General features: G+C 68.6%; 9 protein-coding genes. 5 read left to right on the forward strand and 4 right to left on the reverse strand.

Going from position 1 to position 12,953, the window contains the following annotated elements; all coding sequences use genetic code 11:
- Positions 1–81: 81 nt before the first annotated feature.
- Complete coding sequence (locus tag ACIGXO_RS27325; protein WP_399792009.1) at positions 82–810, forward strand: GntR family transcriptional regulator; 729 nt, start codon at positions 82–84, stop codon at positions 808–810.
- 52 nt (positions 811–862) lie between these two features.
- Here ACIGXO_RS27325 and ACIGXO_RS27330 read toward each other — a convergent pair whose 3' ends face one another.
- Positions 863–2,053, reverse strand: a complete 1,191-nt coding sequence (locus ACIGXO_RS27330) for an amidohydrolase (protein ID WP_399792011.1) — start codon at positions 2,051–2,053, stop codon at positions 863–865.
- A 39-nt stretch (positions 2,054–2,092) separates the two neighbouring features.
- Positions 2,093–3,574, reverse strand: coding sequence for an NCS1 family nucleobase:cation symporter-1 (locus tag ACIGXO_RS27335; protein WP_399792013.1), 1,482 nt, complete (start codon positions 3,572–3,574; stop codon positions 2,093–2,095).
- Between the two features lie 296 nt (positions 3,575–3,870).
- Here ACIGXO_RS27335 and ACIGXO_RS27340 point away from each other — a divergent pair, with 296 nt between their 5' ends.
- Entirely contained in the window at positions 3,871–4,716 is an 846-nt protein-coding gene (locus ACIGXO_RS27340) for a nitrilase-related carbon-nitrogen hydrolase (RefSeq protein ID WP_399792015.1), read from the forward strand.
- An 81-nt stretch (positions 4,717–4,797) separates the two neighbouring features.
- Here the strand turns inward: ACIGXO_RS27340 and ACIGXO_RS27345 are convergent, their stop codons facing one another.
- On the reverse strand, positions 4,798–5,115 hold the full coding sequence (locus ACIGXO_RS27345; protein ID WP_399792017.1) for a hypothetical protein: 318 nt from the start codon (positions 5,113–5,115) through the stop codon (positions 4,798–4,800).
- 161 nt (positions 5,116–5,276) lie between these two features.
- Here ACIGXO_RS27345 and ACIGXO_RS27350 point away from each other — a divergent pair, with 161 nt between their 5' ends.
- The 3 genes from ACIGXO_RS27350 (at position 5,277) to ACIGXO_RS27360 (ending at position 11,506) form a co-directional block, all read left to right on the forward strand.
- Positions 5,277–5,915, forward strand: coding sequence for a hypothetical protein (locus tag ACIGXO_RS27350; protein WP_399792019.1), 639 nt, complete (start codon positions 5,277–5,279; stop codon positions 5,913–5,915).
- A gap of 148 nt (positions 5,916–6,063) precedes the next feature.
- Positions 6,064–10,740, forward strand: coding sequence for an RHS repeat-associated core domain-containing protein (locus ACIGXO_RS27355; RefSeq protein ID WP_399792021.1), 4,677 nt, complete (start codon positions 6,064–6,066; stop codon positions 10,738–10,740).
- Between the two features lie 22 nt (positions 10,741–10,762).
- A complete protein-coding gene (locus tag ACIGXO_RS27360; protein WP_399792023.1) occupies positions 10,763–11,506 on the forward strand; it encodes a hypothetical protein in 744 nt (247 codons plus the stop codon).
- A gap of 37 nt (positions 11,507–11,543) precedes the next feature.
- On the opposite strand, the gene ACIGXO_RS27365 is transcribed toward ACIGXO_RS27360, so the two are convergent.
- Entirely contained in the window at positions 11,544–12,530 is a 987-nt protein-coding gene (locus ACIGXO_RS27365) for an AraC family transcriptional regulator (RefSeq protein ID WP_399792025.1), read from the reverse strand.
- Positions 12,531–12,953 lie beyond the last annotated feature (423 nt).

Raw genomic sequence — 12,953 nt, forward strand, 5'->3', positions numbered from 1 at the left:
GCAACCGGGTCCACCAGGACACCCCGGTTGACGCCCGTAGAATGGCCTGTCGAAGCACCGTTGGCATACCAAACGTGTGTCATGGTCGTGAGGGGAGAATCTCCGTTGGCAGGAGCAGATGGCGGCGAGTCCGAGTCGGTGCGGGTCGCACGGCAAATCCGGGACGACATCCTCGACGGTGTCCGCCTCCCGGGGAGCAAGCTCGTCGAGCGGGACCTCGCGAACGAGCTCGGGGTCAGCAGGGTGCCGGTGCGCGACGCGCTCAAGACACTCGTCGCCGAGGGGCTGGTCACCCCGCGCCCCCGCACCTGGGCCGTGGTGCGGGAGTTCACGCCGAGCGACATCGCCGACCTCAACGAGGTGCGCTCGGCGCTGGAGGTCCTCACCTTCAAGCTGGCGGCGCAGCGGTACCACCGTGCGGGGCTGGCGCGGCTGCGCGCCACGCTGAACGCCGAGTTCGACGCGGCGCGTGCCGGGGACGCCGTGGCCGCGCGCCGGGCCGCCGCCGACTTCCACGAGTGCGTCATCGAGCTGGCGGGCAATCACCTGCTCGACGAGTTGCAGCTCACCCTGCGCAGCCGTATGCGCTGGCTGCTGGGCCAGCACGACGACCTGCTGCGGGTCGCCGAGGAGCATCAGCGGCTGTACGACGCGCTCGCGCGGCGCGATGTCGCCGGGGTCGAGGAACTCGTCCTGCGACACCTGGAAACCGGCCGGCGCCTCCAGGACGCGCACCGGGGCGAGGATGCCGCGTCCGAGCCCCGGTCCAGTACCCGGGAGAGCGCTGTTACGCGGGAGAACGTCCGCTGAAGCAGTGACGCCAGTGCGGCGCGCAGGCCGCGCTCGCGCGGGGGCATCCGGCTCACAGCAGGAGGTCACCGTCGCGCGCGACGACCCGGCCGCCGGCCATCACGAGCTTGCGCCCGGCCACGCGGACCAGCGCGTCCTGGACGTTCTCCGCGTCGACGAGCACCAGGTCGGCCGGGGCGCCCGCGACCAGGTCGTGGCGGTCCCGGTGGACGAAGCGCCTGCCCTCCGACGTTGCCAGCCGGACCGCGGCCGCCAGGTCCTCATCGGTGCGCAGGCCGTGCAGGCGGGCGAAGCCGAGCGCGATCGCGAGCATGTCGCCGTCGCCGAACGGCGACCACAGGTCGCGGATGCCATCGGTGCCGAGTCCGATGCCGATACCGCGCTCGGTCATCTGTCGCCACGGCAGCGGTGCGGTCCCCACGGGAGCGACCGTCGCCCAGGAGATCCCGGCCTCCTCGAGACCTTCCAGCAGGCCGAGTTGGCGCTCGGCGGGCAGCTCGCCGAGCGCGAAGCCGTGCGAGATCGTGACCCGGCCCTGCAGCCCCGTCCGCACGGTGCGGTCGATGATGAGCTCGTACTGGAAGGCGCCGAGCTCGCCGCCGTCGTGCAGGTGGATGTCCAGCCCGACACCACGCCGCTCGGCGATGCCGAAGAGCGCGTCGAGCTGTGCGACGGGATCGCGGTCGATGCCGGCCGGGTCGAGACCGCCGATGCTGGTCGCCCCGGCTGCCGCTGCCTTGTCGAGCAGTGCGAGCACGCCCGGGCGGCGCATCACACCGTCCTGGGGGAAGGCGACGATCTCCACCTCAATGGCACCGTCGAGGCGGTCCGTGGCCTCGCGCACCACCTCGATGCCACGCAGGCCGACGCCGAGGTCGACATCCACGTGCGTGCGGGTCGCCGTGGTGCCGTGCCGGACGAACTCCCGCAGCACCGCGGTGGCGCCGTCGACACTGGGCAGCCCGTACCGGTCCCGCTCGGCCCGTTCGTGCGCGATGCGCCCCTGCGTCGTGGACTCACCGCCGTACGACACCCAGGGCTGCCCCCACCAGCTCTTGTCCACGTGCGCGTGCGCGTTGACGAAGCCGGGCAGGGCCAGCAGACCGCCGCCGGCGATGTGCCCGCCCTCGGGCACATCGACGGCGGACGACGGGCGCACCTCCTTGATGTGCGCCCCGTCAATGATCACGTCCGCGGCGGCGCCTCCCCAGGGGCGCACGTTCGTCACCGTCGTCACAGCCATGAGACAAACGGTATACCATTTTGCCCGGCCCGGCGGTGACTACTCGGCGTCGACCGCGATGGCCTCGCCGTCGACATCACGGACCACGGCGGAGCGGTCCGCGATGACCGCGTACAGCCCGGCGGCGAGGACGGCTCCGAGGAACCAGGAGAACCCGGCGGCCGCGTGGAACACCGGCACCAGGGCGACGACCACGGCGATCGCGGCGCTGGGGACGAAGGCGGCGACGGCACGCGGGTTGTAGCCGCGACGGTAGTGGTATTCGCCCTGGGCGTCCTCGGTGTACAGGTCGGGTACGTTCACCCGGGCCTTACGCAGCAGCCAGTAGTCCGCCATGATCACGCCGAAGAGCGGTCCGAGCAGGGCGCCGAGCCCGCCGAGGAAGTAGTTGACCACGATCGGGTTGTTGTAGAGGTTCCAGGGCGTGATCACCAGGCCCAGGACGGCGCTCACGACCGCGGCGCGGCGGAAGTTCAGCCGGCGCGGGAAGAGGTTCACCAGCGCGTAGATGGGCGCGACGAAGTTGGCCAGCAGGTTCACCGCCACCGTCAGGGCGATGAGCGCGAGGGACGCCGTGGCCAGCAGGAACATGTTCGGAATGGTCCGGACGATGTCGGTGGGGCTGGTGATGACGTGCCCGTCGAGCTTGAACTGGGCCCCGCTGAGGACGGCCACGATCACGGCGAAGAAGAGCATGTTCACCGGGATGCCGATCACGTTTCCGCGCACGATGGAGGTGCGGCTCCTGGCGGACCTGGTGAAGTCGCAGAAGTTCAGGACGAACGTCCCGTAGATCACCACCCACAGGGCGGCGGCCTGCAGCACCTGCAGCCACATCGAGCCACCGGTGAGCGGCGCGTCGATCGACAGGGAGATCGAGCCGTCCGCGCGGAGGAACATCCACAGCGCGAGGGCACACATCGTGATCAGCGTCGTGGGCGCAGCGAACGCCATGTACCGGCGGATCATCTGCATCCCGTAACTCGCGATCACCACCTGCAGGGCCCACAGCACGAGGAAGGTGATCCAGCCGAGCGTCGACTGACCGAGCACGGAGTTGTGATCAAGAGCGCGCAGGCCGGGGAACATCGCGATCAGAAGGGCGCTGAGGACCACGGCGGCGAGGTAGGTCTGGATACCGAACCAGGCGATGGCGACCGCGCCACGTACCGCGGCCGGGATCTTGGCCCCGTTGATGCCGAACGCGATGCGGCTCATGACCGGGAAGGGGACGCCCGTCTTGTGCCCCATGAACCCGGACAGGGTCAGCAGGAGAAACAGCAGGACAGAGGCGATGGCGAAGGCCGCGAGGATGCCCCATACGCTCAGCCCGAGCGCGAAGAGTCCGAGGGCGAAGGCGTAGTTGCCGAGGCTGTGCACGTCATTGGCCCAGAGCGTGAAGACGTTGTAGGCGCCCCAGCGGCGCCCTTCCCGCTTCGTCGGGGCGAGGTCGTACGTGTAGAGACCGGGGCTGACGGCGGTGCCGGTCTCCACGGACGACCGGTCATCCAGGGCAGTCATCGGGGCTCCTGGGATCAGGGGATGGGAAGCAACAGATTCCACAAAGCGAAAGCTGATTTTCGTTCCGCAGAACGTAGATTCCACCGATAGACGGAGTCAAGGGTTGACCAGGACGGGAGTCAAGGTCTGTCAGGTTGCTCGCAAAGAACAGTCATGACGCCGTTCACCGCCCCGCCACCCGCGACCACTACGCTCCGTAGTCACTCCCCCGGATCACCTGCCCCGTTCGGCTCGCCCGCCCCCGCACCACACGCCAGACTGGAGAGATCTGCCGGGCGAAGTGAGGAGCGGACCACATGAGGGTGGCGCTGGCCCAGACGGACTGCGTACTGGGTGACGTGGACGCGAACCTCGCCGTGGCACGCGAGCAGACCCAACTGGCCGCGGAACAGGGCGCGAACCTCGTTGTGTTTCCTGAACTGAGCCTGAACGGCTACCACTTGGGCGCGCTGAGACGGGACACCTCCATGGAGGTGCGCGATCCACGGCTGCTGGAGCTGAGCACGTTCGGGCCGGACGTCCTCGTCGGCTTCCACGAGCACACCAGCCTGCGCGCGTACAACACCTCCGCGCACTTCGCCGACGGCGCGCTCACGCACACGCACCGCAAGCTGTATCTCCCCAACTACCTTGCCTGGGAGGAGCGCAAGCACGTCAGCCCCGGCCAGTCACTGCGCGCGTACGACCTCACCAAATCCCCCACCGGAGGCCGCGGCGCGACGCTGGTCTGCAATGACGCCTGGCAGCCCGCGCTGCCCTGGCTCGCCGTCCAGGACGGCGCCGAGGTCCTCTTCGTACCGACGAACAGCGCGGCGAGCCTGGACCCCGAGGCCATGGACACCACGCTCTACTGGGACACCCTGCTCTCCTATACAGCGCGGATGCTCCAGTGCTGGGTGGTCTTCGTCAACCGCGTCGGCAACGAGAACGGTGCTTCGTTCTGGGGCGGCTCACGCGTGGTGGACCCGCGCGGCACGGTCGTGGCGCAGGCCCCGAAGTGGGAACCGTCCCTGGTCACGGTCGACATCGACCTCTCCGAGGCCCGCCGCCAGCGCCGTGCCGTACCCCTCGTCGCCGAAGCCCGCCTCGGCCTCATCGCCCGCGAGGTCCAGCGCCTCATCGACGAGGGGGGCGACAGCTGACAACGCCGGCTGCCGGACGCCGCCAGGGCCGCCCACCGGCCGCTTGTGGTGTTCGGCAGCGCCGTACCGCGCGACGGTGCGTCAGGAGTTCTTGGCTCCCTTCGTCCCCTTCTCCAGTTGCTTCGCGAGGTCCAAGTCGGCCTTCGTCGCTTCGCGGTACACGTTGTCGGCCATGTCCGCCAGTCCGGACAGCTGCTTGTCGATGTCGCCGCGGCCGTCCTCCCAGTTCGACTCGAAGCTCTCCATCTTCTCCACGACGCCGTCGTCGCCGATGTCGTCCGCGTAGGAGTCGAACATCTTCTTGGTGCCGTTCATCCGGCCCTTGATGGACCGCAGCCGGCCACCGAAGCCTTCGAGTTCGCTCAGCGGGATCGCCAGCCGGCCCTCATCGTTGCTCATCCAGAGCCTCCCCTACCAGCAGTGCCATCATTGCCCTCACGCTGTCACGCGAACAGCCAGCCTATGCGCATGCCCCCACCACCGCGCCACCGCGGTTCTGACCAGCCGTAAGGTGGGCGGCGGCCCCCGGTACAAGATCGGGTCACGGGAGGGAGCGGGCAATGAGCCGTAGCAGCGAAGCACAGACCATCGAGCGCAGTGGATTCCACATCAAGGTGCCGAAGTCCTGGTGGGAGTTCGACATCCGACCCGCGTCGCGGGACGACACCATCCGGCAGCTGGTCAACGAACGCGTGCGGCAGCGCCCGGAGTTGGCCGAGTACCGGGACACCTTCACCTCGTTCCTCCGGAAGTCCGCCCGCGACGCCTGGCAGTCCGGCGCGCTGTACTGCGGCTGCATGGCGGAGTCCTACGGCGGCTCGGCGCCCGTCACCGCCTCGGTGACCGTGTCGGTGATCGGCGCGCAGACCGACGACGGCGAGATCCTGCCCACCGACCCTCAGCTCATCGCCCAGCAGATCAGCCCCCGGAAGGCGAAGCGCGACGGCGACGCGTGGCGCGAGGTCACCACCGTGGAGATCCCGCAGGTGGGACCCGTGGCGCGGACGCGCGGGATCGAGGACATCACCGTCCCGGGCGACGAGCGCACCATGCGGGCGGTGCTGATGCAGACCTTCATTCCCGTCCCCGAGCAGCAGGGCACGGTGGCGCTGGTGTCCGGCAGCAGCCAGGTACTGGACCTGGCGGACTCCTTCTTCGACATGTTCGACGCCATCACCTCGACGTTCCGTTTTGTGTGACGCTGACTCACTTTGGGACGGCAACTCCCTTTGTAACGGGGATCCTTCCGTGACGTCGAGCCGCCCTTCATGCGTGTGAGTGATGCGAGTTAGGGTGGTTCCGCGAGATCGCACGGACTGCAGTTGATTGTGTTACGGGGGAGTTGACGTGGGCCACCGGCCGACGGACTGGCATGTGCTGGACCTGGACGAGGACCCGACCCCCGGTGATCCGGACCGGGTACGCCAACTCGCCCGCGAACTGCATGAGTTCGCCGAGGATGTCGGTACCGCGCTGCGGCAGGTCACCAGCATGGCCTCCGAGGACGCGGTCCTGAAGTGGTCCGGCCGCTCCGCGAAGAAGTTCAAGGAGGAGTTCGACGGCGTCCCCGGCAACCTGCGCAAGCTGCGGACCTCCTACGACCTGGCGGGCGATGCCATCGCCGCGTACTGGCCCAAGCTCGAACGGGCCCAGTCCCTGGCCGACCGGGCCCTGAAAAAGGGCCGCGAAGCCCGCGCCGACCTCAACGCCGCCCAGGGGCGGCTGGACTCGGCCACCGACTGGGTCAAGACCGCCACCTCCCAGACCAAGGCATACGGCCACGCCAAGGGCCCCGAGGCGCCGGACGAGTCCAAGGTCCGCGCCGCCACCCGCAACGCCCAGCAGGCCAACTCCGCCCGCAGCGACGCCCAAGGCGCCGTCGACACCGCCCAGTCCGCCCTGGACGCCGCCAAGGCCATGGCCGCCGAGGCCAAGGAGCTGCGCGAAGACGCCGCCCGGGAATGCCAGAACAAACTCGACGAAGCCTCCGACGCCGGCATCCAGAACCGCAGCTGGTGGGAGGAGATCGTCAAGTTCGTCACCGACAGCTGGGACGCGATCGTCTCCGTCTGCAAGGTCATCGTCGCCGTCGTGGGCATCATCGCGATGATCGTCGGTGGTCCGATCCTCGCCGCCATCGTGGTCGTCGCGGCGGTGGTCGTACTCGCCGACACCATCTCGAAATTCGCGAACGGGAAAGCCAGTCTCCTCGACGTCGGCCTGGCCGCCCTCGATTGCATCCCCGGCATGAAGGGTCTGACCACCGTCGCCGGAGCCGCCAAGGGCATCAAGGCCACGGCCAAGACGCTGCGCTCCGGTGAGCTGCGCAATGCCGTGCGCGTGGGTGGCAAGAACCTTGTCGGCAAGGCCAAGCCGGCCGCGGGCCGGTGCAAGAACGGCGACCCGATCGACATGGTCTCCGGCGAAATGCTCATGGAGCAGACCGATGTCGCACTGCCGGGCGTACTGCCGCTCGTCCTGCGGCGCACCCACCTCTCGACCTACCGCTGGGGCCGCGGCTTCGGCGCATCCTGGGCCTCCACGCTCGACCAGCGCCTGGAACTCGACGGAGAGGGCGCCGTCTTCGCCACCGAGGACGGAATGCTCCTGGCCTATCCCGTGCCCCGGCCGGGCCAACCCGTCATGCCCGCGGCAGGCCCGCGCTGGCCGCTGGAGTGGGACGGGACCGCCAACAGCCTGATCACAATCTCCGACCCCCGCTCCGGCCTCACCCGCCGCTTCGCCCCGCCCACGGCGAGTGCGCGGCGCTCCCCCGAGCACCTGGTGCTGCCCCTGCATTCGGTCACCGACCGGAACGGCAACGAGGTCACCTTCGAGTACGACGACGCCGGCCTGCCGACCGCGATCCGGCACACCGGCGGCTACCACATCGCCGTCGACACCGCCGACGGCCGAATAACCGGCCTCCGCCTGCTCAGCGCGGACGAAGGACCTGACGGCACCGGCGGCACCGACAGCACCGACGGCACCCAGATCCTGCGGTACGCCTACGACCGCGACGGCAACCTCGCCGAGATCTACAACTCCTCCGGCCGGCCGTTCCACCTCACCTACGACGAAGACACCCGCATCACCTCCTGGACCGACCGCAACGGCTCCTGGTACCGCTTCACCTACGACAACGAGGACCGCTGCATCCGCGGTGAGGGCATCAACGGGATCCTGAGCTGCGCGCTCACCTTCGACACCGACAACAGGGTCACCCGGTACCGGAACTCCCTCGGCCACACGATCACCTACCGCTACAACGACCGGCTGCAGCTCGTCTCCAGCACCAACGCACTCGGTGCGTCGCTGACCAACGAGTGGGACGAGAACGACCGGCTGCTGTCCCAGACCGACGCCCTCGGCAACACGACCAGCTACACCTACGACGCCGCGGGCAACATCACGCGCATCACCCGCGCCGACGGCAGCACCGCCGAGGCCAGTTACAACGAACTGCACCAGCTCGTGCACGCCGTCACCCCCGGCGGCCAGGTCTGGGAGCACGCCTACGACGAGCGCGGCAACCACACCGCCACCGTCGACCCCTCGGGCGCAGCGGTCCAGTACGAGTACGACGCCAACGGCGCCCTCGTCGCGGTGACCGACGCGGCCGGCAACACCAGCCGCGCCCGGTGCAACGCCGCCGGGCTTCCGGTGGAGTTCATCGACGTGCACGGGGCCGGCAGCCGACTGGTCCGCGACGCCTTCGGCCGCGTGACCGAGTTCACCGACGCGCAGGGCCGGACGACGGAGACGGCCTGGACCGTCGAGGGCAGGATGTCGTGGCGTCGGTACCCGGACGGCCGCGTGGAGTCCTTGGAATGGGATGCCGAAGGCAACCTGACGGCGGAGACGGACCCGGCCGGCAATGTGTCCCGGTACCTGGTCGGTCCTTTCGGACAGGTGGCGCAGCGCATCCAGCCGGACTGCACCGTATATGCCTCCACCTACGACACCGAGCTGAACCTGCTGCGGGTGACGGATCCGTACGGCCGGAGCTGGGAGTACACCTACGACGCCGCGAACCACGTGACCTCGGAACGCGACTTCTCCGGCAGGGCTCTCACCTTCGAGGTGGATGCCATGGGCGGGCTGGTGTCCCGTACCAATGGCGCGGGCGAGTCCATCCACTTCCGGCGGGACCGGCTCGGCCGCACCGTCGAGATGGCGTACGACGGGCAGGCATCGCGCTTCACGTACGACGCCTTGGACAACGTCGTCCGGGAGGACGGCGACGGAGTCACCGTCGAGCGCGAGTTCAGCCCGCTCGGCCTGCTCCTTTCCGAGAGCATCAACGGTCGCGTCACGCGTTTCCGCTACGACGACCTCGGCCGCCGCATCAGCCGTGTGACGCCCACGGGGATCGAGTCCACCTGGTCGTACGACCCGGCCGGTCAGCCCGACGCGCTGGAGACGGCCGGCCACCGCATCGCCTTCTCCTACGACGCCGCACACCGGGAGATCTCGCGCCGCCTCCCGGGCGACGTCACCCTGACGCACGCCTGGGACGGGGCCGACCGCCTCACGGAACAGCAGGTCAGCCGGGGCGCCGGCGAGGCCGCCGCGCTGCTCCAGCACCGCACGTACTCCTACCGGGCCGACGGCGTCCCCACCTCGGTGTCGGACCTCGCCACCGGCACCCGCCGCTTCACACTCGACCCGCTCGGCCGGGTGACGGCCGTTGACGGCGGCAGGTGGACGGAGCGGTACACCTACGACGGCATCGGCAACATCACCCGGGCCCAGACCCCGGGCATGGACGACGGCGATCAGGAACGCGTCTTCGCCGGCACCCGGATCCAGCGCACCGGCCGGACCGTGTACGAGCGCGACGGCGAAGGCCGCATCATCCGCACGGTCCGGCGGCTGCTCAACGGGCAGAAGCGGGTCCGGTCCTACACCTGGAACAGTCAGAACCAGCTCGTCGGCACGACCACGCCGGACGGCACGCAGTGGCGGTACGCGTACGACCCCGCCGGCCGCCGCATAGCGAAGCAGCGGCTCGACGAGCACGGCGGTGTCTCCGACGAAGTGCTCTTCGTCTGGGACGGCGACCGTCTCATCGAGCAGACGACGCGCTCGGGCCACACCACGTCGTGGGATTACTCACCGGGCAGCCACTTTCCGCTGACGCAGCTCGACCACCGGTCCGGTGGCGATGACTCCGGTGACAGTGACTCCGGCTCCGACCTCGACGCCGAATTCCACGCCATCGTCTCGGACCTGTCGGGAACGCCCTCGGAGCTCATTTCCGCCACCGGCGAGGTGGCCTGGAAGCACCGCGCAACGCTCTGGGGCGCCCCGCTGCCGGAGGCGTTGCAGGAGAACACCGCGGCAGACGGGGTCCACTGCCCGCTCCGCTTCCCCGGCCAGTACGCGGACGCGGAAACGGGCTGGCATTACAACTTCCACCGCCATTACGACCCCCGGACCGGGCAGTACACCTCGCCGGACCCACTCGGCCTTGAGCCCAGCGCGAACGACACCGCGTATGTCTCCAACCCGTACAGCTGGATCGATCCCCTCGGACTGGTCTGGCAGGACCCGAACAACGGCATGAGATTCGGGCGGGATCCGAGCCTTCCGCCGCCGGGCCCCCGCAAGTACACGCGCGAAAACCAGTACGGTAGCGATTACCGTCAGGCCACGCACGATCACATGACCCGGCACTACACCGCAGAAGGCCGTATCCAGGGAAGGGCACCGCTGGACGCCAACGGGAAGCGCATCCCCCGAGATCAGCTGACCTGGTACAACGGCCGGGACGAGGTGATCTGGAATCCGAACGCCAACAACCCGAAGCCATTCCACCGAACCGTCACCTACGAGCACAAAGACCCCGTGGTGGACCACTGGAACAACAACGGCAGGTTCACTGACCGCGCCACCAGGAAGAATTTCTACAACGACGTGACGCACATGGAACCGATGCACTTGAGCGAGAATTCCAGTGGCGGTGCGCGCATGAACAGAACTTACATCCAGCAAGTCGGGCCCGGATATTCGTGCAGCTGAGTCCGGAGGACAGGGAGACACTATGGACATTCGAGAGACAGTTGGCAGCTTCCGCGATTCGACTCCCCTCCCCGGGCTGGAGGATGCCTGGCACTGGTCTCCCGCTCCCGGCCTCGACTTCGCCGGAGCCCTCTCCGCCGACGGCAAGCGGCTGCTCCAGCTGAGCGCGCGCGACAGTTATGACGAGGGGCTGGCAACCGCGGTCCTGGAGTTCGCCCGGTCGCACGAGGAGGAGCTTTTCTCCGGCAACGCCCACCTCGGCGCCCTCGGCGGATTCACGCCTCCGGACGGCTATACGTTCGATACGGTCGTGGCCCTGCGGCCCGAGGTGCACAACCACTACCGGTTCGAGATGCCGGATCTCACCCCGTACGTCACCCTTGCTTTTCCGGCGTACGCATGTGAGTTCTCCGGCAAGGAAGATCTCATCGAGGCGGAGACGCGTTACCGCATGGTGCGGTTGAACCACTTCGACCGGCAGCCGCAGCCGTACCTCAAGATGCGCTACATCAACACGAAGACGCACGGCAGGAGCGAGGGCACCGACCGTGGGTTCGCGGAGCCGGAGGTGCTGTTCCGGGAACTGCGCGACATGGAAGGCGGCTACGAGAGCATCGTCGAGTTCGAGAACCGGCACGGCACCGTCTGGCGCGTGATGTGGTACGACGGCTGGCACATCGCCGACTGGACCACGCAGTCCGGCGAGCCCGAGCAAATCGGCATCGAGGAACTCCTCGAGTTCAGCCGGGCGCGGTTGACCGAATAGGCGCGGTTGACCGAGGAGAAGACGGGACCGGGCAGCCTCAAGACCGCAGCGTCTCCGAAGGCGACTCCCCGAACTGCTCACGGTACGCGAGTGAGAAGCGGCCCGGGTGGAAGAAGCCCCAGCGGGACGCGACGGTGGTGACGGTCGTGGCGCCCGGGTCGGAGGCCAGGAGTTCCTTGCGCACGCGGTCCAGGCGCACCTCGCGCAGATACGCCATCGGCGTCGTGTCCAGGTGCCGGCGGAACCCTTCCTGGAGGGCCCGTACGCCGACGCCGACGCATTCCGCTATCTCCGCGACCGTGAGCGGTTCGGCGGCGTGCCCCTCGATGATTTCCATGGCGCGGCGGACCGCGGGCGGCGCGACGCGCGGCTGCTCGCCGTGGAGCGCCGGCGAGTAGTTATTGGGCTGCGCCATCAACAGCTGGGTCATGAGGAGCGATTCCAGCTGTTTCGTCACGATGGGCTGGCTCGTCATGCCGCCGGGCCCCTCCGCCTCCCGTCGCATGAGGTCGACGATGTTGAGCCAGGAGCGCGAGTCCGGCGTGGTGAGGTTCATGCCGAGCGAGAAGAGGATCGGGCGGCGCACCGTACGGCCGAGCAGACTGCCCAGGTGCGATTCCAGGGACGACCGGTCGAACCACACGATCAGCTGCGGATTCCCGCCACCCCAGCGCATGTCCAGCTTTCCGGTCGGAGAGGGGACAGAAGCGAGTTCGGGGGAGGAAATGATCTCCTCGCGGCCGCAGCTGATTTCGGCGTAACCGGCGAGCGGGATCTGGACGAGGAAAAAGCTCTCCAGGTCACCCGGGGTGATCCGGACTTCTGTGCCGTAATCGAGGTAATACAGGCCGGTTTGATCGAAGGGCGCGCCGTGCAGCCGGGCGTCGAGCGTCGCCGAGCGCTGCGTGATGCGCAGCTCATGCGGGCAGAAGGCGCGGCCGACCTCGGCGCGGGCTTCCCAAATGTCCGCTGTATGGAACTGCTGGTGGTTTGCGAGCGGGAGCGGGAGCTCTTCAGCGGGCATGCAAACCTCCATGTGTATCTCCACCCGGATCTCCACCGCCGAGACGCGCGATCGGGACAGCGACCCTCGCCATCCGGATAGCGAAGACGATCTTCGCATACCAAGGTTGATCCCTGACCGTCGCGGACCCGAGAAGAAGCCAGGGAATCAACGATGCAGGGAGTGCCGGGCCGGACTGCGCTCGTCACGGGCGGAGTCACGTCCAGCAGACAGCCCTTGCCCCTGCCGCCCCGGCTCCCCGGGTCGGCCGCGCCCCTTCAGCCTGCCGGGTGATCCAGGACCCATCCCCTCGGTCGTACGGGTCACCCGGCTTCCCGCGGCTGCCCGCCGGCTCCCCCTCCGGCGGGCAGCCGCATTCCGCAGCACCGAACCCCCACTCGTTGACGCCGCGCGACTCCGAAAAGCTGTACCAGTGCACGACAC

The sequence above is a fragment of the Streptomyces sp. NPDC053542 genome (assembly GCF_044544685.1).
Taxonomy (GTDB): Bacteria; Actinomycetota; Actinomycetes; order Streptomycetales; family Streptomycetaceae; genus Streptomyces.

Excerpts from the sequence above, each read along its gene's own strand:
- ACIGXO_RS27335 (WP_399792013.1), bottom strand. The coding sequence starts at position 3,574 with ATGACTGCCCTGGATGACCGGTCGTCCGTGGAGACCGGCACCGCCGTC.
- ACIGXO_RS27325 (WP_399792009.1), top strand. The coding sequence starts at position 82 with ATGGTCGTGAGGGGAGAATCTCCGTTGGCAGGAGCAGATGGCGGCGAG.
- ACIGXO_RS27330 (WP_399792011.1), bottom strand. The coding sequence starts at position 2,053 with ATGGCTGTGACGACGGTGACGAACGTGCGCCCCTGGGGAGGCGCCGCC.
- ACIGXO_RS27360 (WP_399792023.1), top strand. The coding sequence starts at position 10,763 with ATGGACATTCGAGAGACAGTTGGCAGCTTCCGCGATTCGACTCCCCTC.
- ACIGXO_RS27350 (WP_399792019.1), top strand. The coding sequence starts at position 5,277 with ATGAGCCGTAGCAGCGAAGCACAGACCATCGAGCGCAGTGGATTCCAC.
- ACIGXO_RS27345 (WP_399792017.1), bottom strand. The coding sequence starts at position 5,115 with ATGAGCAACGATGAGGGCCGGCTGGCGATCCCGCTGAGCGAACTCGAA.
- ACIGXO_RS27365 (WP_399792025.1), bottom strand. The coding sequence starts at position 12,530 with ATGCCCGCTGAAGAGCTCCCGCTCCCGCTCGCAAACCACCAGCAGTTC.
- ACIGXO_RS27340 (WP_399792015.1), top strand. The coding sequence starts at position 3,871 with ATGAGGGTGGCGCTGGCCCAGACGGACTGCGTACTGGGTGACGTGGAC.